Annotated in this window: 22 protein-coding genes and 1 pseudogene; 18 read left to right on the top strand and 5 right to left on the bottom strand. The window is 58.2% G+C overall.

Going from position 1 to position 22,479, the window contains the following annotated elements:
* Window positions 1–444 precede the first annotated feature (444 nt).
* From HYZ49_01110 to HYZ49_01070, 9 genes and pseudogenes are all read left to right on the top strand, one after another.
* Entirely contained in the window at window positions 445–684 is a 240-nt protein-coding gene (locus tag HYZ49_01110) for a hypothetical protein (protein MBI3240880.1), read from the top strand.
* 28 nt (window positions 685–712) lie between these two features.
* Window positions 713–988 carry a hypothetical protein gene (locus tag HYZ49_01105; protein MBI3240879.1) on the top strand — a complete coding sequence of 92 codons (276 nt, stop codon included), beginning with the start codon at window positions 713–715 and terminating at the stop codon, window positions 986–988.
* 208 nt (window positions 989–1,196) lie between these two features.
* Window positions 1,197–1,739, top strand: a complete 543-nt coding sequence (locus tag HYZ49_01100) for a hypothetical protein (protein MBI3240878.1) — start codon at window positions 1,197–1,199, stop codon at window positions 1,737–1,739.
* A pseudogene (locus HYZ49_01095) lies at window positions 1,736–2,065 on the top strand (hypothetical protein). The gene HYZ49_01100 and the pseudogene HYZ49_01095 overlap by 4 nt, the downstream one beginning before the upstream one ends.
* A gap of 1,051 nt (window positions 2,066–3,116) precedes the next feature.
* Complete coding sequence (locus tag HYZ49_01090; GenBank protein MBI3240877.1) at window positions 3,117–3,344, top strand: ribbon-helix-helix protein, CopG family; 228 nt, start codon at window positions 3,117–3,119, stop codon at window positions 3,342–3,344.
* A gap of 40 nt (window positions 3,345–3,384) precedes the next feature.
* Window positions 3,385–3,528, top strand: a complete 144-nt coding sequence (locus tag HYZ49_01085) for a type II toxin-antitoxin system PemK/MazF family toxin (GenBank protein MBI3240876.1) — start codon at window positions 3,385–3,387, stop codon at window positions 3,526–3,528.
* Between the two features lie 162 nt (window positions 3,529–3,690).
* On the top strand, window positions 3,691–3,993 hold the full coding sequence (locus HYZ49_01080; GenBank protein ID MBI3240875.1) for a HigA family addiction module antidote protein: 303 nt from the start codon (window positions 3,691–3,693) through the stop codon (window positions 3,991–3,993).
* 53 nt (window positions 3,994–4,046) lie between these two features.
* Window positions 4,047–5,003, top strand: a complete 957-nt coding sequence (locus HYZ49_01075; GenBank protein MBI3240874.1) for a pyridoxal-phosphate dependent enzyme — start codon at window positions 4,047–4,049, stop codon at window positions 5,001–5,003.
* Between the two features lie 104 nt (window positions 5,004–5,107).
* Complete coding sequence (locus HYZ49_01070) at window positions 5,108–5,551, top strand: VOC family protein (GenBank protein MBI3240873.1); 444 nt, start codon at window positions 5,108–5,110, stop codon at window positions 5,549–5,551.
* Between the two features lie 92 nt (window positions 5,552–5,643).
* Here HYZ49_01070 and HYZ49_01065 read toward each other — a convergent pair whose 3' ends face one another.
* Window positions 5,644–6,198, bottom strand: coding sequence for a discoidin domain-containing protein (locus HYZ49_01065; protein MBI3240872.1), 555 nt, complete (start codon window positions 6,196–6,198; stop codon window positions 5,644–5,646).
* A 53-nt stretch (window positions 6,199–6,251) separates the two neighbouring features.
* Window positions 6,252–7,355 carry an alanine racemase gene (gene alr / locus HYZ49_01060; GenBank protein MBI3240871.1) on the bottom strand — a complete coding sequence of 368 codons (1,104 nt, stop codon included), beginning with the start codon at window positions 7,353–7,355 and terminating at the stop codon, window positions 6,252–6,254.
* Between the two features lie 206 nt (window positions 7,356–7,561).
* Between alr and HYZ49_01055 the strand changes: the two genes are divergently transcribed.
* From HYZ49_01055 to HYZ49_01035, 5 genes are all read left to right on the top strand, one after another.
* Window positions 7,562–9,352: an SLC13 family permease gene (locus HYZ49_01055; protein ID MBI3240870.1), complete on the top strand. Its 1,791-nt coding sequence runs from the start codon at window positions 7,562–7,564 to the stop codon at window positions 9,350–9,352.
* A gap of 77 nt (window positions 9,353–9,429) precedes the next feature.
* Complete coding sequence (gene tgt / locus HYZ49_01050) at window positions 9,430–10,572, top strand: tRNA guanosine(34) transglycosylase Tgt (protein MBI3240869.1); 1,143 nt, start codon at window positions 9,430–9,432, stop codon at window positions 10,570–10,572.
* A gap of 7 nt (window positions 10,573–10,579) precedes the next feature.
* Window positions 10,580–11,413 carry an undecaprenyl-diphosphatase UppP gene (uppP, locus tag HYZ49_01045; protein MBI3240868.1) on the top strand — a complete coding sequence of 278 codons (834 nt, stop codon included), beginning with the start codon at window positions 10,580–10,582 and terminating at the stop codon, window positions 11,411–11,413.
* Window positions 11,410–12,063, top strand: a complete 654-nt coding sequence (locus tag HYZ49_01040; GenBank protein ID MBI3240867.1) for a substrate-binding domain-containing protein — start codon at window positions 11,410–11,412, stop codon at window positions 12,061–12,063. The genes uppP and HYZ49_01040 overlap by 4 nt, the downstream gene beginning before the upstream one ends.
* On the top strand, window positions 12,060–12,914 hold the full coding sequence (locus HYZ49_01035) for a metallophosphoesterase family protein (GenBank protein MBI3240866.1): 855 nt from the start codon (window positions 12,060–12,062) through the stop codon (window positions 12,912–12,914). The genes HYZ49_01040 and HYZ49_01035 overlap by 4 nt, the downstream gene beginning before the upstream one ends.
* 189 nt (window positions 12,915–13,103) lie before the next feature.
* Here the strand turns inward: HYZ49_01035 and HYZ49_01030 are convergent, their stop codons facing one another.
* Window positions 13,104–14,060, bottom strand: coding sequence for a hypothetical protein (locus HYZ49_01030; protein ID MBI3240865.1), 957 nt, complete (start codon window positions 14,058–14,060; stop codon window positions 13,104–13,106).
* 80 nt (window positions 14,061–14,140) lie between these two features.
* On the opposite strand from HYZ49_01030, the gene HYZ49_01025 reads away from it, so the two are divergent.
* From HYZ49_01025 to HYZ49_01015, 3 genes are all read left to right on the top strand, one after another.
* Window positions 14,141–14,803, top strand: coding sequence for a hypothetical protein (locus HYZ49_01025; protein ID MBI3240864.1), 663 nt, complete (start codon window positions 14,141–14,143; stop codon window positions 14,801–14,803).
* A 66-nt stretch (window positions 14,804–14,869) separates the two neighbouring features.
* Complete coding sequence (gene uvrA, locus HYZ49_01020) at window positions 14,870–17,800, top strand: excinuclease ABC subunit UvrA (GenBank protein MBI3240863.1); 2,931 nt, start codon at window positions 14,870–14,872, stop codon at window positions 17,798–17,800.
* 46 nt (window positions 17,801–17,846) lie between these two features.
* Window positions 17,847–18,404 carry a DUF1697 domain-containing protein gene (locus tag HYZ49_01015; protein MBI3240862.1) on the top strand — a complete coding sequence of 186 codons (558 nt, stop codon included), beginning with the start codon at window positions 17,847–17,849 and terminating at the stop codon, window positions 18,402–18,404.
* Here HYZ49_01015 and HYZ49_01010 read toward each other — a convergent pair.
* On the bottom strand, window positions 18,388–19,059 hold the full coding sequence (locus tag HYZ49_01010) for a nucleotidyl transferase AbiEii/AbiGii toxin family protein (GenBank protein ID MBI3240861.1): 672 nt from the start codon (window positions 19,057–19,059) through the stop codon (window positions 18,388–18,390). The two genes, HYZ49_01015 and HYZ49_01010, sit on opposite strands and share 17 nt — an antisense overlap.
* The gene (locus HYZ49_01005; protein MBI3240860.1) at window positions 19,047–19,313 is read right to left on the bottom strand and encodes a hypothetical protein; all 267 of its coding nucleotides are present in this window, start codon (window positions 19,311–19,313) and stop codon (window positions 19,047–19,049) included. Before HYZ49_01005 ends, HYZ49_01010 begins: the two co-directional genes overlap by 13 nt.
* 70 nt (window positions 19,314–19,383) lie before the next feature.
* Between HYZ49_01005 and HYZ49_01000 the strand changes: the two genes are divergently transcribed.
* Window positions 19,384–22,308 (top strand): class I SAM-dependent DNA methyltransferase, encoded by a 2,925-nt coding sequence (locus tag HYZ49_01000; protein ID MBI3240859.1) that lies wholly within the window; start codon window positions 19,384–19,386, stop codon window positions 22,306–22,308.
* Window positions 22,309–22,479 lie beyond the last annotated feature (171 nt).

Here is a 22,479-nt window from a genome sequence, read left to right as displayed (position 1 = left end):
CGGTCAGACTGGTCATCGCCAGAAATTGGCGCGGATTATCTTTCAATGTAGTGTAAGTAAGCATAGCCCTATTATCGCTTATTTCCAATAATGTCTATTGGCTTAAAGCCGCCCACTCGGCATTTATCTCCGCCAGCAGTGCGGTGTGGGTGACGATGGACACCACGCCCATTACGCTCGGCGTGCCTGCCGCCCGCCCCGAAACCGAAACCCGCCGCCGCTATTTTGACGATGATGAGCATGTGGCGGATGCGGGTGAGGGGCTCCGGTTTGGCTAGGTGCTGAAACCTGTGCTGGAAGAGGGGGTGGTAGAGCAAACTATTCAAGACTAGAGAATGCATCTATGCGTAGAAACTTGCGTATAATAGTAGATGCTTGATGCGGCTGAAAGTACAGTGGGTCGCACATACAAACCTACGGGCGGCAAAAGGAACCATATTAGCCATGACTCAACGAGGTCGAATCCAACCACTTAGAGGTTCATCGGGAACTCCGTTATCTGTTACTTTCGAATCAGAAGAAGTCGCGGCAATTGAAGACATGCTCGGTTACTTTGGCGATACGCGTGAAGACATAGTCTTCAAAGCCATAAGCCTGCTCTACACTATTTACCAACAAGACCCTAAAGCAGAGTCCGTCTTCATTCAAAAGGGCAACCAGCGTATTGTTATACCCTTGAAGTAATTTGAATACTCAATCTCGGAGGTGGATAATGCCTAGTAAAAAAGGAAGAATACAGGATTTATCTGTCATACTGAAAGATGAGTCGATTATCCGCAGCATATTTGCTCTAATTTTTGTAGCAGTATTTGCCTTTTTCCTATTGGGATCATTAATACTTGGTGGAATAAGTTTGTTTATGCCTCTGGAAGGTAAAGTTGGCGAGGCGAAGGAAATCATTGTTACGATTTCTGGAATTTTCTCTGGTCCATTGGGACTCATTCTGGGTTACTATTTCAGGAGCCAGGTAGAAAAGCCAAGTACTTAGTCTCAACATCAAGCCACTTGCAGGTCGAAGATTAGCAAAGTGTGCCCAACAACGGCTTACACCCGATGCGGCTTAACGCCTTGCCCTCCTGAGGTTTCTGGTAATTCCAGCGAGTCGCCTCAACGAATGAGACGTTGATTCACTGCCTCTAAACCCTCACCCTATGTCAGATAAATTTGAGTACTCCAAATCCGGGTCTAATTTGGTGATGAGTTCAACCTCTACATATAATCTCACTCTCAACACACTTCAAGCAGGCTTGCCTGGTATTACAGAGGCGTGGGGCAAGTTGTTGTGTGAGGCCAGCGCCTATTGCTTCGAGTGCCAAAATCACCCTAAAGGTGTTGAGTTGAAAGTACGCGGCATGTCCACAACATCTTTCAACGTGTTTTGGGAAACCATAATCACTGACCAATTACGAAGCGCGTGGAATGACGAACAGGATTTGACCGAGTTTGGTGCTTGCGGCATAGCCATTCTTTTGATATTGAAGCTTACAGGCTTCACAGTAATAGAGCGGGCTCGCAAAGGCACAGGCATTGATTATTGGCTCGGTCATAAGAATGCGGAAAGACCTTTTCAAAACGCCGCACGTTTAGAAATCTCAGGCATTCTTAATGGCGATGCCAACGCAGTAAAAACGCGAGTCAACAAGAAAATAAAACAAACCAAGCCAAGCGACGGAACTTTACCTGCCTTTGTTGTCGTTGTTGAGTTCAGCGAGCCACAATCCCACTTGGTACAGAAATGACCAAACTCAACGAACTGCACGAAATAGCAATGGAATTTGCCGATCAAGCGTACATCGCTAAACGGCAGGGGAACGCTCAACTAGCCGAAGAATTGACTCGCAAGGCGTTTGAGTCAGAGACAGCCGCCGCCGAGTTAATCAAGGCTGATTTATCAGCCGAGCCTTCCCGTTCTGTGTTATTTCGCAGTGCCGCATCACTGGCGCTTGAGTGTGGCGAATTGCGAGAAGCAGAACGTCTTATTGCTACTGCCCTTGTAGGAAACCCACCAACTGAAATAGCTGAAGAATTGCGCGACTTGCTTGAGCAAGTTCATTTTAGCCGACATCTGCGACTGCAAAATGTTGATTTGACGATAGGAGAATTGCAGTTGTCAATAGCGGGCAGTGTTGTAGGATACGGCATTGCATTAAGTGAAGTATTAGTTGAACGCATCAAAGATATGGAGCGCTTAATATATCGGACAGTAGAACGCAAGCTGGGCAGAGAGTTTAGAGAACGCGGGTCTGCAAAAAAGACAATTCAAGAAGGATACAGCCTCTACATAGCTACCCCCCGCCCCGGAAGTTTCGCGGTGACTCTGCGACTTGGCCGCCAGATGGAATTACCCGGCTTCGATTTATCTGGCGATGTCTTAGATGAAATCTTGGAGTGTTTCGATTTGCTGAACAGTAAACAAGAAGAAAAACTCAGGGCGAAAATTCCGCAAGAACCGTACTATCATAACTTCCTTGGACTTGCAAAGCGTATTGCACCCGACGGGGCTAAAGTAAGCATGGTGGGACTGACCAAGATAAAGGGTGAAAGTGAAGTAAATCTAGCAATTACTCGAACCCAAGAAAATATATCTCATTCAGCCTCAACTTCGATGCTGAAAAAGGGAGAGACTGGAGCACTCGTTAGCGTAACAGGGCGATTGTTGCTCGCGGACGCACGAAAAGCATCAGGTAAAATTCAACTTGTCGAAGAATCTGGCACACCGCACAACATTGTCGTCCCCGAAGGAATGATGGATGACATTGTTAAGCCACTTTGGGATGAAAACGTAACAGTGACAGGCATCAAATCAGGTACAAGAATCTATTTGAGAGAAATAATCAAAGCAGAGTGAGTACTCCGTTTGGGTCGCTTCGCAGAATCATGGGGCTACCCAAGTTAGGTCGGCGGAGCAAACGCTCGCCCCGGTACCGTTCCCCCTTCGAGCCGCCGTGCATGATGTGAAGCGTCACTGTCAGCGGATTATGGGAGCGAATTGACCGGAACGCTGTCGGGCGAAATCCGTTCAACCTGTTCTGCGAAATCCGTTGACGGTATGCCTGCCGCGCAACTTTAGGCGAACAACATTTGACGAGCCGCTGTAACAAGAGTATATTGGCAACATGAAAGTCAGAACCTACATCACTCTCCCTCAGGACCTGCTCAGAGTCATTGATAAGCGAGCCAAGCTTTATGGAAACCGCTCGGTGTTCATCGAACAAGCAGTGCGGGCCTTCATTGCTCAACTGATTCGGGAAGAGCAAAACGCCAGAGACCTTGAGATCATCAACCGGCGGGCCGACTATCTCAATCAGGAAGCGGCAGACGTTCTCGCTTATCAGGTTGCGTAATGGCTTGTCCTCTCAGGTAGCAATTGGCGAAGACGAGGGCATGAAGCACGCCAGTAGCATTCACTGCGACGAACTGGTGAGTCTGCCTAAATCTGTCTTGACCAACTTCATCGGCACGCTCCCACCACACAAAATTGACGAACTCAATCAAGCACTGCGTGTTGCGCTAGACATCCCGGATTAATTGAGCGGAACGCTGCCGGGTGAAATCCGATGAAAGTACATAGCCATTTGGCCGAGAACGCCAGCCAGCCCGCGCCGCTAATTCCGAACCATTTTCCATTTGACAATCTCCTCAAACTGGCGGATAAATAGCCCAAGGTGACCTATGAAACAAAAGACTCCCTTGGCCGAACGAAAGCTATCTCCAATTCATCCCGGTGAAATTCTCCTCGAAGAATTTCTAAAACCACTGAATATCAGCCAATATCGGCTCGCCAAAGATATCAATGTGCCATCTCGCCGGATCAACGAGATAGTTTTGGGCAAGCGTTCTATTAGTCCGAATACTGCCCTTCGGCTATCGCGTTACTTCGGCCTTTCTGATCGCTTCTGGATAAATCTTCAGGCCCGTTACGATCTTGAAATCGAGAAGGACAAACTGGCCGGCCGGTTAGAGCGCGAAGTCCACGTGTATATGGCGGCCTAAGACACCTTCGCAACTCACTCCTGGCAACTGCGGCAACAGCGCCGTGTCTCTCCATGATCACCCTCAAAGACATCCAACTCGCCCAAACCAGAATCCGGGGCATTGCCGTGCGAACGCCCCTGCTGGCCTACCCGGGTTCTGCCCCCAACCGTTCCCTCTTCCTCAAGCCCGAAAACCTGCAACCGATGGGCGCGTTCAAATTGCGCGGCGCTTATAATGCCATCGCCAGCCTCACCCCGGCGGAGCGTGAGCGCGGTGTGGTCACCCACTCCAGCGGCAACCACGCTCAGGCGGTGGCTTACGCGGCGCGGGCGCTCGGCGTCAAAGCCATCATCGTCATTCCGAGCAACGCGCCCAAAATTAAAATTGACAAGACAAAGGGCTACGGTGCAGAAGTGGTGCTGGTGGGCAACAGCAGTGAAGAACGCCTCGCCAAATTTGAATCGCTGGCGAAGGAGCGCAACCTGGTTCCGGTTCCACCTTACGACGACGAGCGGGTGATGGCCGGGCAGGGCACGATTGGTTTGGAGATTCTTGAGGATTTGCCGGACGCCGAGTTGGCCCTGGTTCCGGTCAGCGGCGGCGGATTGATCTCCGGGATAGCCGCCGCCTTGAAGTTGAGCCGATCCAATATCAAAGTGATCGGCGTCGAGCCGGAACTGGCCGCCGACGCGCAGGAAAGTTTGCGGAGTGGCACGCTCACCGGCTACACCGCCGAGCAGGTCTCGCGCACCATCGCCGACGGTTTGCGGGTGCAGAAACTCGGCGCGCTCACCTGGCCGCACATTCAAGCTTACGTGGACGATATTGTGACCGTGAGCGAAGACGAAATTCGGAATGCCATGCGAACCCTGGCCTTCGAAGCGCGGCTGGTGGCCGAGCCGAGCGGCGCTGTCCCCTTTGCCGCCTGGCTCTATCGTCAAAACGAACTGCCCGCCGCGCGCCAGACTGTCGCCGTCATCAGCGGCGGCAACGTCGAGCCGCAAGTGTTGGCTCAGGTGTTGGCCTGATTCTCAACCGCAGAGTTCGTGGAGAGCGCAGAGAGAAAGAAACTCTGCGGCGAATCTCTCATTGTGGAGCGATTTGGCAAATCGCTCTACGTTTGCGTAAGGAGATCAATATGAAACTACGAACCGGCGACCCCTGGATGCCAGCCGCCGACTACAGCCGCTCACTCAAGGCGCTGACGATCAATTTGCTGGTGCGTGACGTTGGGAAGGCGCTCGTCTTTCAGCGTGAGGTGCTGGGCGCAACGGTGGTTTACAGCGACCCGGACTTTGCCGTTCTGCGGGCCAACGGCGCTGAGTGGATGTTGCACGCCGACCACACCTATCAAGGCCACGCGATGGAAGGATCGCTGGCCGGGGCCGGCCAGCGCGGCGCGGGCGCGGAACTGCGCCTGCACGGGCGCGACCCCGACGAAGCCGAGGCCGCCGCCCGGCGGTTGGGCTTTGGGGTGCTGGCCCCGGCAACTGACACGCCGCACGGCCTGCGCGAAGTTTATCTTCTCGATGACGACGGCTACACCTGGGTTCCCGACACGCTGGTGAAGCCTTAGAGCAAATTCCGAGTTGATTTACGGGTTCCAGACTTCCGAAGTCTTGAAGACTTCGGAAGTCTGGGTAAACCAACCTGGAAACCGCTCTAGTTTCACGGCGCAAACGGCAGAACTTCAATCTCCACTTCAGCCAGCGCCAGCCAGCGCGGCCCGGCATTCAGGCGCACGTAGCGGGCAAGAAGCGGCGAGGCAAATTTCAACTCCGACCACTCATCAGGCAGGTAATTACTGCAATCGGGCCGGCCACAGTCGTTGGCGCCCCCGAACGCCGTCGTCCAGGTCTGGCCGTCAACGCCCACATCAACGCTTGTCACAAAAACCGCGTCGCCCGTGTCCACCACCGGCCAGAACTTCACTGCCGACACCAGCATCTTCTCGCCCAGATCAAAAACCCAGGTGCCATGACCGCCGGCGCGAAGCGAGGCCCACGTTTCCGTCCGGCCATCGTGCACGTTTTCCGCGTCGCCGAACAGTTCGCCGATGAACGAAACGGCAAAGTCGCTCGTGTAAGCCGGTTGTGGCTCTGGGGTGGCCGTCGGGAGGGCGGTGGGCGGCAAAGGCGTGTCAGTCGGCGGAACCGGTGTCGGCGTTGGCGACGGCAACACCCCGCCGCAGGCCGCCACCATCAATATGATTGTTGTCAGCATAATTCTTTTCATATCAACCTCTCTTTCCAACTTCCAACCTCTAACTTCCAACCTCAACCACCATACACCCTCGGCACGCGAGCCATAATGCCGCTGGTCACGTCATAATTGATCGTTCCCCACCAGGTGGCGGCGTCATCGGCAGAGAGTCGCGCCCTGCCCTGCCCGCCGATCAATACCACCTCGTCGCCGCGCTTCACCTCGCCAACATCGGTGACGTTGACCATGATCTGATCCATGCACACCCGGCCCACCACCGGGGCGCGTTTGCCGCCGATGAGGACGTGGGCCACATTTTTGGGGAAGCGCCGGAAACCGTCGGCGTAGCCAACCGGGACGACGGCGATTTGTTCCTCGCCTTTGGTGACGTATTCGCGCCCGTAACTGATCGGCGCGCCCGGCGGCATGAGACGCACCTGGGCCACGATGGATTTCCACTCAAGCGCCGGGATGAAGTCCGCAGGAACCGGAACGTCGGGCGAGGGGTCGAGGCCGTACATGGCGATGCCGACTCGCACCAGATCGAATCGCGCTTCGGGCAGGCCGAGCGCCGCCGCCGAGTTGGCGGCATGAACCCAGGGCGGGCGCTCGCCGTTCAACGCCGAGAGCACACGCTGAAAGCGGGCCAGTTGTTCGTGAGCGAAACTTAAGTCGGTTTCGTCGGCAGAGGCAAAGTGGGTGAAGAGGCCTTCGACTTCCACGCCGGGCAACTGCTTCACCTGCCTCACCAGAGTCGCCCCCTCAGTTGGCGGCGTCCCCAGCCGACCCATGCCGGTGTCCACTTTGACGTGAAGCCTGGCGCGTTTGTTCAAACTTCGCGCCGCGTCCGAATATGATTTCGCCACCTCTTCGTCGTAGACGGCCAGCGAGAGATCGTGTTCGATGGCTTCGGTTGCCAGATCGGGCGGCGTGTAGCCCAGCACCAGAATGTTGGCCTTCAACCCGGCCTGCCTGAGGGCCAGGCCTTCAGCCGCAAAGGCCACGCCCAGCCAGTCACAGCCGGCCTCCGCCGCCGTCCGCGCCGCCTCAACCGCGCCGTGGCCGTAAGCGTTGGCCTTCACCACCGCCATCACGTTGGTCTTCGTAATCTCGCGCAGGCGGCGCAGGTTGTGTTGAATAGCGGCCAGGTTGACGACGGCAAAGGTTGGACGGTTCATAGCGAAGGTTATTATAAATCCCAAATCCCACGCCGCAATCCAGGCGTTCTGGTGATTACTCACAAATCGAAGTTCGCCCGCAGTTGCACTGTCGCCCGAACATGTGGGTAATCACCAGAGGCGTTCAAATCCCAATGAACAGTCAGCCTTTGGGATTTTGGAAGTTGGGGTTTGGGATTTTCTGACTGGTATAATCTCCCTTCGGCATGACTCCCCAAATCGCTATCGTCTTTGTCATTCTGCTCATCGCCACAACGTTGCTGATCACCGAGAAGCTCCGGTCGGATGTGATTGCGCTGTTGACGTTGAGCGCGCTGGGGCTGACCGGGCTGGTGGGGCCGCAGGACGTGTTCGCCGGGTTCAGCCGCCCCGCCGTCATCACCATTCTTTCCATCTTCATCATCACCGCCGGGCTGGAGCGCACCGGGGCCACGCGGGCCATTGGCAACCGTTTGCTCAGGCTGGCCGGGGCCAGTGAGGCGCGGCTCATCCCGCTCATCATGGTTGCCGGGGCGGCCTTCTCACTGGTGATGAACAACATCGCCGCCGGGGCGGTGCTTCTGCCCGCCGTCGTCGGCATCACCCGCCAGACCGATCTTAAACCCTCGAAACTGCTCATGCCGCTCTCGTTCGCCACGATGCTCGGCGGCATGGCCACCCTGCTCACCACCTCCAACATTCTGGTGAGCAACGCCTTGCGCGAAGCGAACCTCAAGGCCTTCTCGTTGTTCGACTTCGCCCCGGTCGGCATCCCGATTGTGATCGTGGGCATCCTTTATATGTTGCTGGTCGGGCGGCGGCTCCTGCCAGAGCGCAACCCCGGCGGTTCGGGCCGGGCGACGACGCCCCGCGAGTTGGCCGAAGTGTACGGCCTCAAGCAGGGCGTGTCGCAGGTGTATGTTTGCGCCGGGTCTTCCATGGCCGGCAACCCGGTGAAGGAAACCGGGTGGAGCGAGAAGCTGGGGCTGACGGTGATCGGCGTGTCACGCGGCGGCCACGTCACCCTCTCGCCGGGCAAGTCGTTTGTGATTCTGGAAGGCGACGTGGTGCTGGCCGGCGGCCAGACCGACGACACCGACCTGGCTTACTATGGCCTGATCCGCACCGACGACCCGACCTGGAAGGGCGACCTGGCCTCCGACGATGTTGATCTGGTGGAACTGATTCTGTCGCCGCGCTCCGAGTTCATCAACAAGACGTTGAAGGAGATCAACTTTCGCGGCAAGTACGGGTTATCGGTGCTGTCCATCTGGCGCAAAGGCGCGGCTATTCGTGACGCGCTGGGCGATATTCCTTTGCAGTGGGGCGACGCTTTGCTGGCGCAGGGGCCGCATCACAAAATCAAAATCGTTCGTGCCGACCCGAACATGCTGGTGCTGGACGAGGACGACGCGCCGCTGGTTCAACCGCGCAAAGCGCCGCTGGCGGTGTTGATCGTCACCGCCGCCCTGGCTCTGGCCACCTTCGAGATTCTGCCCATCGCCGAGGCCGCGTTCGCGGCGGCCCTGGCGCTGGTGCTGGCCGGCTGTCTCACCATGGATGAAGCCTACCGTTCCATCGAGTGGCGCTCCATTTTTTTGATCGCCGGATTCATTCCGCTGGGCATCGCCCTCGAACACAGCGGCGCGGCGGCCCTCATCGGCCAGGCGCTGGCGGCGATGTTGGGACGGTTCGGGCCGGTAGTCATGGCCGGCGGCCTCTTTCTGGCGACGACCTTGATTCTGCAAGTGGTGGGCAACGTCGGTTCAGCCGTCATCTTTGCCCCCATTGCCATCACTGCCGCCCAGCAGATGGGCAGTGACCCGCGCGCCTTTGCCATGGCCGTTGCCCTCGGCACCTCCATGGCCTTTCTCACGCCCACCGCCCACCCGGTGAACGTGATGATGATGGGGCCTGGCGGCTACACCGTCCGCGACTTCATCAAAGTGGGCTGGGGGTTGACGGCGGCGTTGTTTATCGTAGTGGTCGTTGTTCTACCGATTGTCTGGAGGCTATGACCTGTCAAACGACAAAAGTCAAACGACATAGGTGACTGCCGTTTGACGTTTGTCGTTTGTCGTTTAACGTTTGATGGATGTTTGAATTTGAACTAACCGCTCGCTCTGGCCGCGCCCGCGCCGGGGTATTTCATACACAACACGGCGACCTGCTTACGCCCGTCTTCGCTCCGGTTGGCACGCAAGGCACGGTCAAGGCCGTCACGCCTGCTCAACTGGAAGAGTTAGACGTGTCGCTGGTGCTGGCCAACACCTATCATCTTTACCTGCGGCCCGGCGATGAACTGGTGAAAGCGCTCGGCGGCCTTCACGAGTTCATGCGCTGGCCCGGCCCGGTGCTCACCGACAGCGGCGGCTTTCAGGTCTTCTCGCTCTCCGGCACGCGCAAGATTGACGACGACGGCGTAACCTTCAAGAGTCACATTGACGGCACGATGCACCGCTTCACCCCGGAGAAATCCGTTGACATTCAAAACAACCTCGGCGCGGACATCATCATGGCCTTCGACGAGTGCGCGCCGCCGCTCGACCGCGACTACAACGAGATCGCCCTGGCCCGCACCCACGCCTGGGCGGCGCGTTGCCGCGAGCATCACCGGCGAAACGATCAGGCCTTGTTTGGCATCGTGCAGGGCGGCGTCTTTCCAGACTTGCGCGAAGACTCGGCGCAGTTTCTAATGGGCCTCGACTTTCCCGGCTACGCCATCGGCGGGTTGGCGGTGGGCGAGACGAAAGCTGAAATGCACACCACGATTGAACTGCTCGACCCGATCCTGCCGGAGCACAAGCCGCGCTACTTGATGGGTGTCGGCTCGCCTGAAGATTTGGTGAACAGTGTCCGGCGTGGCGTGGACATTTTTGACTGTGTTCTGCCCACGCGACTGGCCCGCAACGCGGCGGCCATGACCCGAACCGGGCGGCTGAACATGAAGAATGCTCAGTACGCCCGCGATCCCGGCCCGGTGGAAGAAGGGTGCAGTTGTTATTGTTGCGCCAACTTCACCCGCGCCTACATCCGTCACCTCATCGTCGCCAAAGAAATTCTGGCCTCAACCTTGCTCTCCATCCACAACATTCACGTCCTGCTGACTCTCATGCGCGAAATGCGGGCCGCCATTCTCGACGGCGCATTTGAAAGCTACGCCAACAACTTCCTGCAAAACTATATTCCGGTCGGCGGCCAAACGCCCGGCGACGACCGGCAGGTTCTCGAAGACTGAAGGCCCCATGTCTATATTTCAATCGTTCATTCTTGGCCTCGTTCAAGGCGTCACCGAATTTCTCCCCATCTCCTCCACCGCCCACCTCATTCTTGTTCCCTGGCTCCTCAACTGGTCATTTAACGAAGAAGCCGTCTTTGCCTTCAACGTCCTGGTTCAACTGGGAACCGTGACTGCCGTCATCCTCTACTTCCGGCGCGACCTGTGGAAGATCGCTCTGGCCGTTCTCAATGGCATCCGGCGTGGGCGGCCCTTTGTCTCCGACAATGCCCGGCTGGGCTGGCTGGTGGTCGCCGCCACCGTTCCGGCGGCCATCATCGGCCTGCTCTTCAAACGATTCTTCGAAGCCTTGCACCACAACCCTTTGCTCATCGCCTCCATTGTGGCCGGCGCGGCGGCGCTGTTCCTCGTCGAGCGCATCAGCCGGCACGACCGGGACCTGAGCGCCCTCACCTGGCGCGACGCCGTCATCATCGGTTGCTCGCAGGCGCTGGCGCTGTTGCCCGGCGTCTCACGCTCGGCGGCCACCATCTCCGGCGGGCTGGTTCTGGGTCTCAAGCGCGACGCGGCCGCCCGCTTCAGCTTCCTCATGTCCATTCCCATTCTCATCGCCGCCAGCGCCATCGCCGTCAAAGACCTGATTGACCTGCCAAACACAATGTCGTACGTTCCCTCACTCGCCGTCGGGTTCATCGCCGCCGCCGTCGTCGGCTACCTTTCCATCCACTGGTTGTTGGGGTATCTTGCCAAACGATCGTTGTATCTGTTTGCCTGGTATCGCATCGCCTTCGGTTTATTGTGCTTCATCGCCGCCTTCGTTCGTGGGCAGTTCTCTTTTTGATAACGGCCTGCGCCGCGCCCCGGCCCGCGCCTACGGTTCAGCCGCCGATTCGGGTGGCGACCACGATCTCAGCCCAACCCTTCGCGGCGGCGGCCACTGATCGAACGGCCAACCCCGGAACCGAGTTCGAGATCATGCTGGCGGCTTCCACATCCGATCTGTTGGATCAAGTGGCAAGCGGCGGCGTCATCGGCTTCACCCTGTTTCTGCCGGGCGAGTCGACTCTGTGGGGCACGCCGCTCGGCGAAGAACCCATCGTCGTCATTGTCAACCCGACGAACGCCGTCAACGATCTGACGCTGGCGCAAGTGCAAGATATTTTCGCCGGGCGGGTCGGCGGCTGGTCTGTCGCCGTGCGTGAGGATGGCGACGACTCGCGGCTGGCATTTGAGGCAATGATCGAGACCCAGCCCGCGCTCACCTCGCGGGTCGCGCCCTCGCCCGAAGCCATGCTCAAGTTTGTGGCCCAGACGCCGGACGGCATTGGCTACCTGCCGCTCAGTTGGCTGAACGAGACCGTGAAGGCGTTGACGATTGATGGCAGGCCGCCGACGGATGCCGACTATGAATTGAAGGCCCTGCTCGTGGCAATTGCAAAGGAAGAGCCAACCGGCGCGGCCCGCGAGTGGCTGGGGCGGTTACAAAAATGAGGCTCGCCGTCCTCGCCGACATTCACGGAAACCTGCCGGCCCTGCAAACTGTGGCCGACCACATTGAACGCTGGCGGCCCGAGGGTGTCGTGTTGGCCGGCGATGTGGTCAATCGCGGCCCGCGCCCGGTGGAATGCTGGCGCTTTGTGCAAGAGAAGGTAAAAACGCAGGGCTGGCAGTTGGTGCGCGGCAACCATGAAGAATACGTGGTCAGCCAGGCCACGAACACCCACGCGCCGGGAAGCCCGGAGTTTGAGATCGCCCGCAGTTCGTTTTGGACATATCAAAAGTTCAACGGCGAAGTGTCGGCGCTGAACGACCTGCCCTTCTCGCTCGATCTGCCCTCACCCGGCGGCGGAGTGCGAGTCGCTCACGCTTCGATGCGCGGATCGCGCGACGGCATCTATCCCTGGACGACCGACGAGGAGTTGAGCCAGCAAGTTGGCTCGCCGCCCCCGGCTCTGTTTGTGGTCGGCCACACCCACCGCCCGCTGACCCGGCAGGTGAATGGCGCACAAGTCGTCAACGTTGGCTCGGTTGGCCTGCCGTTCGACGGCGACCCGCGCGCCGGTTACGCCCAGTTCGTGTGGCAGGCTGGCAGCTGGCAAGCTGAGATCGTCCGCCCTGATTATGATCGAGCGCAGGCCGAGCGCGACTTTTTTGACACCGGCTTTTATGACGAAGGCGGCGCGCTGGCGAAGTTGATGGTGCGAGAACTGCGAATCGCCCAATCGCAGATCGGCGAGTGGACGGTTGCCTGGCAGGCGAAGGTGGTGGCGGGCGAGATCGGGCTTGAGGAGTCGGTGGAGAGGTTTTTGGCAGAGGGATCTAACGTCACCAAAACGGATTGAACTGCCTCTCTTCCCCGACCGTCGTCTCTGGCCCGTGACCGGAATAGGCGAGGGTTGAGTCCGGCAGGGCGAGAATGAAGAACAACGGATCAACCGAATTCAACGGATCGGAATCCGTTGAATTCGGCTGATCCGCTGTTATAAAAACGGGTTGAACCGCCCATCCGTATTTTCGTCATTCATCTTCTTTCAAAGCTTCGCTGACCTTCGCCTAATCTTACCCCACAACCACCCATAAAACTTTTCAGCAAAAGGGAAGCTGAGGACGGCGCCAACGAGGGAGCCGAAGAGGCCGAGGCCTTTGGCGACGACGGCGGGCAAGCCAAACACATCGGTGGCCTGGAGGGTGAGCGTGCGCGCCCACAATTCTTTCTGCAAAATGTCGCCGCCGGCTTTGGGAATGAAGCGCAGTCGAATGATGAGGTTGGCCTTCTGGCGGCCCGGCTCATCCACTGAAATCGTCCAGCGCCAGGCCACGTTTTCACCGGGGAGGAGCGGTTGCTCCCAGTCGCCGATCCGGTCAATGTTGAGGCCGACAGCATCAAGCCGGGCGATGGCGGTGACGGTGTGGGTGTCGTAGAGATTCGGAATCTTGACCGGTTCGCCGGTGGCGGTGTGCCCCCCGCCCTCAGCCGTCGGCGTGAGGTAACTGCCGTCGGGCGCGATGACCAGCGCCAGCCGGATCACGTCCGAGTCGCCAACGCGCAGGCTGAGCGGGTAGTCGAGTTCGACAGCGCGAGCTTCGGGCGGGCGCGGGGCGGGCGCAGTTTCGATGATAGACGGCGATTGAGTCGGCGCAAGTGTCGCTTCGCCGCCGCCGCCAGAACCATCGTCAGTGACGGCGGGAAAAGGCGCAGAGGCGCTTTGCAAAGTAAAGAGGCTGATGAATACAAAGGCAGTAAATAACAGAAACAGGGCAATAACGCCAATAGCCAAACATCCACGTCGGCGGTTTCCCCCTTGAGCAACGGTTAAGAAGAAAAACGCAGGCACTAATCCCGAAGCAGGCAGGGCCAGATCATTCGGCGAGAGCGGTTGATTATCAACGCTACGCGCAGTCGGCCAGAGTGAGGCGGCCAGCAGGGCAAGAGAGGCGATGAGCAGAATCAGGCCGAGAACGGCCAACAGGCGGCGGAGAGGGGACATGGTGCTTGCAGTATATCAAAAAGTTGCCAGCCTAAAATAGGCGTGGACATTCTGCGCCGGAAGTGGTATATAGAACATTTGTGTCCGATGTAAAGTCTGAAGAATACGAAGTTATTTACGCCGGGTTCGAGGCCGCCATCTCGCGCTACGACTGCGGCCAGTATTGCGCGCCTCACAACGGCGGCGAGCCGGTGTGTTGCACTACCAGGAACGCCATTCCAATTGCCACCGTCGAGGAGTGGAAATTTTTGAAGTCGCGCACCGACCTGTGGCACATCTATCAGCCGCGCACCAAAGCCGAGCGCAAGATCAAAGAAGAACTGCCACACGACTGCCGGGCGCTGGAGTGCAAAGGGGCCGCCCTTTGCGAGCGCCACAACCGGACGCTGTCGTGCCGCACGTTCCCGTTCTATCCTTACATCACGAAAGGATATGACTTCGCGGGGCTGGCCTACTACTGGAACTTTGAAGATCGGTGCTGGGTGATCAGCAATTTGCAGATCGTGGAGCAGGAGTTCGTGCGCGAGTTCGTCAGCACCTTTGAGTTGCTGTTCCGCAAAGTGCCGGGCGAGCTTGAAGTCTTTCGCGACCACTCGGCCTCACAGCGCCGCGCCTTCTCGCGCTGGAAGCGCACCATTCCGCTCATTGGCCGCGACGGCGGCTACTTTGAAGTCGTCCCCAACACCGGCGAAATCCGCCCGGCGAAGGTGGAAGACTTTTTGAAGCACGGGCCGTACAAGTAATTCACAATTGACAATTCTCAATGCTCAATTGTGAATTGCGCATTGAGAATTGAGCATTGGAGAGCTATGCCTCAAGACAAAATAATTGTGGTTGGCGCGCGAGAGCACAACCTAAAAAATATCACGGTTGAGATTCCGCGCGACAAGTTGGTGGTCATCACCGGCCTGTCGGGATCGGGCAAATCGTCGCTGGCGTTCGACACGATCTTCGCCGAGGGCCAGCGGCGCTACGTCGAAAGCTTGTCGGCCTACGCCCGCCAGTTTCTCGGCCAGCTTGAGAAGCCGGATGTGGATCGCATTGACGGCCTCAGCCCGGCGGTGGCGATTGACCAGAAGGGCGTGAGCCACAACCCGCGCTCCACCGTCGGCACCGTCACCGAAGTTTACGACTACCTGCGTCTGCTCTTCGCCCGCGCCGGAACGCCGCACTGCCCCAAGTGCGGGCGGCTGGTGCAGAAGCAGTCCGCCGAGCAAATTGTGGACGCGGTCAGCGCCATGCCTGAAGGCGCAAAGTTTATGATCCTGGCCCCGCTGGTCAAAGATCGCAAAGGCCACCATCAGCAAGTATTCGAGGACGCCCGCAAGAGCGGCTTCGTGCGGGTGCGGGTGGACGGCCAGGTGCGCGACGTTGAGGAGCAGATCGAGCTTGACCGCTACAAGATGCACACGATTGAGGCAGTAGTGGATCGGTTGATCGTGAAGGCGGGCAAGGGCGACGAAGCCAAAGAGTTTCAAACGCGCGTCACCGACTCCGTGGAAACCGCCTTGCGGCTGGGCGGCGGGACGATCATCGTCAACCGCCTCGACACCAACGACGATCAGCTTTATTCTGAGCACTTCGCCTGCCCCTTCGACGGCACCAACCTGCCCGAGATCGAGCCGCGCACGTTTTCGTTCAACAGCCCGCATGGCGCTTGCCCCACCTGCCAGGGTTTGGGCACGAGAATGGAGATTGACCCTGACCTGATCATTCCCAACAAGAGTCTCAGCGTTGCCGAGGGCGCGATTGCCGTGATGGAATGGCGGAGCACGGAAGAGGGCGGCGGCTACTATTGGCAGACGTTGGAAGCGACCGCCCGTCACTATAACGTCCCGCTCGACAAACCTTTCAGCACCCTGACCGAGAAGCAGGCCAAGATCGTCCTCTACGGCTCTGAGGGCGAGAAGGTTCGCATCCATTACCAGACGCGCGACGGTCGAACCGCCAACTGGGACACGGCCTACGAGGGCATCATCAACAACCTCAAGCGGCGCTATCAAGAGACCACCTCCGACTACATCCGCCAGAAGATCGAAGAATTCATGACCTACAGCCCGTGCGACGCCTGCGGCGGGCAACGCCTGCGCCCCGAAGCGTTAGCCGTAACTCTCGACAACCTGAACATCGTGCAAGTGACGGAGTGGCCGGTGAACCGGGTTTTAGAATGGGTGGAGGGGTTGAGGGGGAAGAATGGGAAAGGAGGGAAAGAAAGGAAATCGGGGGAGGCGGCCTCCGCGTCCGCATCCCTCAGCCAGCGAGAGGCGATTATTGCCGCCCCGATCTTGAAAGAGATTCGGTCACGCTTGCAATTTATGGTGGACGTTGGATTGGATTACCTGACGTTGAGCCGCACGGCGGGCAGTCTTTCCGGCGGCGAGGCGCAACGAATCCGGCTGGCGACGCAGATCGGCTCGCAGTTGATGGGCGTGCTCTACGTGCTCGACGAGCCGAGCATCGGCCTGCACCAGCGCGACAACGCCCGGCTGATCAAAACGCTCCAGCGCATGCGCGATTTGGGCAACACCATGCTGGTGGTGGAGCACGACGACGAAACGATGCTGTCTGCCGACTGGATTGTGGACCTGGGGCCAGGGGCAGGCGCGAATGGCGGCTACCTGGTGGCTGAAGGCACGGTGAACGACATCATGAAACACAAGTCGTCGCTCACCGGCGCGTATCTTTCGGGCCGCAAAAAGATTGAAGTGCCGAAAACGCGGCGCGAGGGCAACGGCAAGCACTTAACTCTGCGCGGCGCGCGCGAGAACAACTTGAAGGACATTGACGTGAAGATTCCGCTCGGCAAGCTGGTGTGTATCACCGGCGTGTCGGGGTCGGGCAAGAGCACCCTGCTGGTGGAGCTGGTCTACAAGTCGCTGGCCCAGAAGCTTCACGGCGCGCATGACCGGCCCGGCGACTTCGACGGCCTCGACGGCGTCGAACACGTTGACAAGATCATCAACATTGACCAGTCGCCCATTGGCCGCACGCCGCGCTCCAACCCGGCCACCTACACCGGCATGTTCGACGAGATTCGCAACCTGTTCGCCGAGATGCCGGAGTCCAAGACTCGCGGCTACAAGGCCGGGCGCTACTCGTTCAACGTCAAGGGCGGGCGGTGCGAGGCCTGCCAGGGCCAGGGCCAGATTCAAATCGAGATGCAGTTCCTGCCGGACGTGTTCGTGCCGTGCGAGGTCTGCCACGGCACGCGCTACAACCGCGAAACGTTGCAGGTGCGCTACAAAGAAAAGAGCATCGCCGAAGTGCTGGACATGAGCGTGGACGAAGCCTTGCCGTTCTTCGAGAACTTCCCGGTTCTCAAGCGCAAACTGGACACGCTGGCCGCCGTTGGCCTGGGCTACATCAAACTTGGTCAACCCGCCACCACGCTTTCGGGCGGCGAGGCGCAGAGGGTGAAGCTGAGCAAGGAGCTATCCAAACGGGCCAGCGGCCACACCCTGTACGTGCTCGACGAGCCAAGCGTCGGCCTGCACGCCGCCGATGTCCACAATCTGACCGATGTCCTCCAAAAATTCGCCGACGACGGCCACACCGTCCTCATCATCGAGCACAACATGGACATCATCAAGCTGGCCGACCACATCATTGACCTGGGGCCGGAGGGCGGCGACCGGGGCGGCTTCATCGTGGCCGAAGGCACGCCGGAAGAAGTGGCGAAGGTGAAGGAGAGTTATACCGGGCAGTATTTGAAGAAGCATTTGAGGAACGGCAGGAAGTAAACAAGGAAACAAGGAAACAAGGAGACAGGGAGACAGTTGAGGCCTCATGCCCAGATATATTGCCTTTCTACGAGCCATTAATGTCGGCGGCCACACCGTCAAAATGGATGAACTGCGGGCGCTCTTCGAGTCGCTCGGGTTCTCGAAGGTCGAGACGTTCATCGCCAGCGGCAACGTGATATTCGAAACAAAGTCCGGCAAGACGCAAGCTCTGCAAACAAGAATTGAAAAGCTTCTACACCAGTCTCTCGGTTACGAAGTTGCCACGTTTATCCGAACCGACGCCGAGGTTGCGGCCATCGCCCATTACAAACCCTTCACCGACTCGGCGTTGCAATCCGCCGGGGCGCTCAACGTGGCCTTCCTGGCCGAGCCATTGCCGGGCGAGGCCCAAAAAACCCTGATGCGCTTGAAGACCGATATTGACGATTTTCACGCGCATGGCCGGGAAGTGTACTGGCTGTGCCGGAAGAAACAAAGCGAGTCGACCTTTTCCAATGCGCTGTTCGAGCGAACGCTGAAAATTCAGACGACGTTTCGGGGGTTCAATACCGTCCTGAAGCTGGCGGCAAAATATCCGTCTTCACTCAGTCAGGAGAGATAAACCATAACTTTGCTAAGCGCCGCGCTTCAGAGAGAAAGAAACTTTTGACTTCCTCCCACGTCACCGGGATCAGAGCGTCCACCGGCACGTCGCGGTCGGCGTTGCGGAAATCGTTCAAATAGGGCATCACAATCATGGCAAAGTCGCGTGTGTCCGGGTATTTTTCCTGAGCGCGCTCGAACAATTCTTCAAGCGGGGTGCTCTGCGCCAAAGTATACAAGTCGTAAAAATCCCGGCGCGCCCCACGCCCGGCAATCGCATCCAGCTTCATCGCCGCAATATCAAGCAGGCCGGCCACTCGAATGCCCATCAGTTCGCCGCCCGGCTCCAACATTCGATAGCCATACGAATAGAATCCAACATGCCGATCGGCAATCGTGACCGTGAGATCGCCCAGCGTGTCGGTGACAATTGCGATCTCCGAAAACGAAGAGCGCAGATGCTCCCTGATCTCTGAGCGAGTAGCGTCGCCAACCCGATCCGTTTCCGAGAACAAATCCAGATCGTGCGACAAGCGGTGCCCCAGCCGCAAAGCAAGCGCCGTGCCGCCGCCCAGGTAGAATTCAGAGGAGAAGGGGAGCGTGGCGATAATGGGCAGCAGTTCACGCAGGCCGGTTGGCACAGCTTCCCAGTGCGGCGACTCTAATGCGGCCATAATCGTGGATAGTCTGATTTCTTGTAGTCGGCGATCTCGAAGATGTTCAGCCAATAGTGAAAGCGGTGAGGGGGTATTCGCCACCAGCCGGAGTCGCGCACGAAGGCGGCCAACTGTTCCCGCGGATAGCGGCGAAACAGCCACCGCAGTTCGAGCCGGTTTCCCCACGACAGCGTGCGTTCGATCACCGTGAACGCGTCGGCTTCCGGATTGACGTTCTCGAAAACGCAATCCTGAAAAAATACCCAACTCAAAGAGACGGCCTCCTACGTCACTCACTTCGACGACCTGTGCGACTTGCTGGGCCACCCCAAGCCGGCGCACATGGATAAGACCGGCGAGACCTTCACCTATCAAAAGGGCGTCACCAAATCCATTACCCCGTTTCTCAAGCCGCCCAAACGCGCCCGCAAAAGCAAAGCCGACGAGAAGACACTGCCGCTCTTGGCCCCCACCCCCGCTCCCGCGCCATCGCAAAGCGATGATCAGGCGACGGAAGGCGGGAGGGGGTACGCCGATGTTTGGTTCCGCCGCCATTTCGCCGTCGAATACAAAACGGCGGGCAAACACAAAGACCTGACGGCGGCTTACCGCCAACTCCTCTTCTACAAAGACGCGCTTGAGAACCCGCCCCTGCTCGTGGTTTGCGACATCGAGCATTTCGAGATCCACACCAACTTTACCAACACCGAAACCCGGGTCTACAAATTCACCAACGCCGACATTGCCAGCCCGCGCTCGGTTCCCGGCTCGCGCTTCACCGCCGTTCAGATTCTCGACAAACTGTTCCACGACCCGGAGGGCTTGCGCCCAGAGAAGACGGTTGAAGCCGTCACCCGCGAAGCCGCCGACAAGTTCGCCCAACTGGCCGACTCGATGCACCACAAGCACAACGTCCCCTACGCTCAAGCGGCCCGCTTCCTGGTCAAACTCGTCTTCTGCCTGTTCTGCGAAGACGTGGGCCTCCTGCCGGCTGGCATCTTCTCGCGCATCGTCGCCGCCACCCAGGATTCGCCGCGCGAATTCACCCGCCACGTGCGCGACTTGTTTGGGGCCATGGCGACCGGAGGCCGGATCGTGTGGGGCGAGCCGATTCTGCATTTCGACGGCGGTCTCTTTTCGGACGCCGACGGCGACCCCGACGTGGTTCCTTTCGACGGGGCGGACACCCGTCTCCTGGTGGAAGCCGCCACTCTTAATTGGGCCGACGTGGACCCCAGCATCTTCGGCACGCTCTTCGAGCGCGCCCTGGACGTGGAAGGCAAGCGGGCGCAGTTGGGCGCGCACTACACCTCCCGCGCCGACATCGAAACCCTGGTCGAGCCGGTGCTTATGGCCCCGCTGAGGCGCGAGTGGGAAGAAGTGAAGGACGCGGCGGCGGGTTACCTGGGCTGGCGGTTTGAGAAGAAGGAAGTAGAAAGCAGTAAGCAGAAAGCCGAGTTGGAGAGATTGCTGAAAGGGTTTCAGGAAAAGCTGGTCTCGACGACTGTCCTGGATCCCGCTTGCGGTTCGGGAAATTTTTTGTACGTCAGCCTCTCGATGCTCAAGGATTTGGAGAAGCAGGTCATCACCTTCGGCCTCGACGTTGGCCTCCCCGACCTGGAGCCGCGAGTCACCCCGATTCAACTGCGCGGCCTCGAAAAGGACGACTTTGCCTTTCAACTGGCCAGCATCGTCGTCTGGATCGGCTACCTACAATGGAAAGTGAAGAACGGCTACGCGCCCGCCGGCGAGCAACCCATCTTGAAACCGCTCGACACTATCAAGCAGATGGATGCCGTTCTGGAAATTCCAAAAGCCCAACTTCAAGGCACAGCCCGCCAACCCCAAAAGCCCAAAGAACCTGAGTGGCCCGCCGCCGAGGTGATTGTGGGCAACCCGCCGTTTCTGGGCGGCAACCGTATTCGTGCCGTGCTGAGCGACGAATACGTAGACGCTCTCTTCAAACTTTATGAAGGCCGCGTGCCAGCCTTCAGCGACTTGTGCTGTTACTGGTTTGAGAAAGCGCGAGCGATGATTGCCGAGGCTAAGGCCAAGCGCGCCGGACTGCTGGCGACAAACTCGATTCGTGGCGGTGTGAATCGTGAAGCATTGAAACGGATCAAAGAGAGCGGTGATATTTTCTGGGCTATTTCTGACCGCGATTGGATTCTCGACGGCGCGGCTGTCAACGTTTCCATGATTGGATTCGATGACAACTCAGAGAAACTACGCGTGCTCGACGATCTGCCCGTTTCCATCGTCAACTCTGACTTGACTGCTTCCTTTGACCTGACTCAAGCTCGAAGGCTGAAAGAGAACCTTGGCATTTGTTTTTACGGCTCCCAACAGAAAGGGTCGTTTGAAATCACGCCTGCAAAAGCCAGGGAGTTCTTGTCCAAACCGAATCCTTTTGGCCGCGATCCGCGAGATGTTGTGAAGCGTTCCATCAACGCAATGCAAATATTGAGACGTACAGACGAAACTTGGGTGATTGATTTTGGGGTTGATATGCCCATGGAAGAGGCGGCTTTATACGAAGCGCCATTTGAACACGTCAAGAAAGTTGTTTACCCGGAAAGGAGGAATAGAAACGAGAAAATTCAACGCGAGTATTGGTGGCTACATGCCAGGCCTTCTCCGAGATACAGGGGAATTCTGAAGAAACAGAAGCGATACATTGCAAGTCCCATCCATGCCAAGTATAGAGTCTTTGTGTGGCTCAACAGCGATGTTCTCGCCGATCATGCCGTTGTAGTTTTCGCCCGCGACGACGATTACACCTTCGGCGTCCTTCACTCCAAAGTTCACGAACTCTGGGCCTTGCGACTCGGCACATCGCTCGAAGACCGTCCTCGTTACACACCCACCACCACCTTCGAAACCTTCCCCTTCCCCCGCCCCACGCCAAAACAAAAGGAAGCCATCGCCGAGGCCGCCCGCGAGTTGAACGAGAAACGCGAGCACTGGCTCAACCCGTACAAAGACCAGCCGTCAGCCATCCGCGAAGACCTCAAAAAGCGCACTCTCACCAACCTCTACAACGAGCGCCCCACCTGGCTCCAGTTGGCCCACGAGAGACTCGACCACGCCGTGCTCGACGCCTACAGCTGGCCGCACGACATTTCGGACGACGAGATTCTGGCGCGGCTGTTGGAGGAGAACTTGAAGCGGGAGGCGGTGGGCGGCGGATCGAAAGCGGACGTAGCGGATGAAGAGAGCGACGAGGGCGAAGCGAAGCCGAAGAGGCAGAAGAAGAGGCGAGACTGAGCTTCTAGAGCGGTTTCCAGGTTGGTTTACGGCATCGTCCGTCCAGACTTCCGAAGTCTTGAAGACTTCGGAAGTCTGGAACCCGTAAATCAACTCGGAATTTGCTCTAATCCGCCTATTACCTTTGGTTCCAAGTCATCCCTGCTTCTGCCGAGAAGCTTCCCCTGCACA

It is taken from the genome of Chloroflexota bacterium, from assembly GCA_016197225.1.
GTDB lineage: Bacteria > Chloroflexota > Anaerolineae > Anaerolineales > VGOW01 > VGOW01.
Note: the sequence above shows the minus strand (reverse complement) of the source record. Positions and strands in the feature narration are given on the sequence as shown.

What these genes read in the sequence shown, in the direction of transcription:
- HYZ49_01110 (MBI3240880.1), top strand. Translation starts at nt 445, where the DNA reads ATGACTCAACGAGGTCGAATCCAACCACTTAGAGGTTCATCGGGAACT.
- HYZ49_01105 (MBI3240879.1), top strand. Translation starts at nt 713, where the DNA reads ATGCCTAGTAAAAAAGGAAGAATACAGGATTTATCTGTCATACTGAAA.
- HYZ49_01100 (MBI3240878.1), top strand. Translation starts at nt 1,197, where the DNA reads ATGAGTTCAACCTCTACATATAATCTCACTCTCAACACACTTCAAGCA.
- HYZ49_01090 (MBI3240877.1), top strand. Translation starts at nt 3,117, where the DNA reads ATGAAAGTCAGAACCTACATCACTCTCCCTCAGGACCTGCTCAGAGTC.
- HYZ49_01085 (MBI3240876.1), top strand. Translation starts at nt 3,385, where the DNA reads ATGAAGCACGCCAGTAGCATTCACTGCGACGAACTGGTGAGTCTGCCT.
- HYZ49_01075 (MBI3240874.1), top strand. Translation starts at nt 4,047, where the DNA reads ATGATCACCCTCAAAGACATCCAACTCGCCCAAACCAGAATCCGGGGC.
- HYZ49_01065 (MBI3240872.1), bottom strand. Translation starts at nt 6,198, where the DNA reads ATGCTGACAACAATCATATTGATGGTGGCGGCCTGCGGCGGGGTGTTG.
- alr (MBI3240871.1), bottom strand. Translation starts at nt 7,355, where the DNA reads ATGAACCGTCCAACCTTTGCCGTCGTCAACCTGGCCGCTATTCAACAC.
- HYZ49_01055 (MBI3240870.1), top strand. Translation starts at nt 7,562, where the DNA reads ATGACTCCCCAAATCGCTATCGTCTTTGTCATTCTGCTCATCGCCACA.
- tgt (MBI3240869.1), top strand. Translation starts at nt 9,430, where the DNA reads ATGTTTGAATTTGAACTAACCGCTCGCTCTGGCCGCGCCCGCGCCGGG.
- uppP (MBI3240868.1), top strand. Translation starts at nt 10,580, where the DNA reads ATGTCTATATTTCAATCGTTCATTCTTGGCCTCGTTCAAGGCGTCACC.
- HYZ49_01035 (MBI3240866.1), top strand. Translation starts at nt 12,060, where the DNA reads ATGAGGCTCGCCGTCCTCGCCGACATTCACGGAAACCTGCCGGCCCTG.
- HYZ49_01030 (MBI3240865.1), bottom strand. Translation starts at nt 14,060, where the DNA reads ATGTCCCCTCTCCGCCGCCTGTTGGCCGTTCTCGGCCTGATTCTGCTC.
- uvrA (MBI3240863.1), top strand. Translation starts at nt 14,870, where the DNA reads ATGCCTCAAGACAAAATAATTGTGGTTGGCGCGCGAGAGCACAACCTA.
- HYZ49_01015 (MBI3240862.1), top strand. Translation starts at nt 17,847, where the DNA reads ATGCCCAGATATATTGCCTTTCTACGAGCCATTAATGTCGGCGGCCAC.
- HYZ49_01010 (MBI3240861.1), bottom strand. Translation starts at nt 19,059, where the DNA reads ATGGCCGCATTAGAGTCGCCGCACTGGGAAGCTGTGCCAACCGGCCTG.
- HYZ49_01000 (MBI3240859.1), top strand. Translation starts at nt 19,384, where the DNA reads ATGGATAAGACCGGCGAGACCTTCACCTATCAAAAGGGCGTCACCAAA.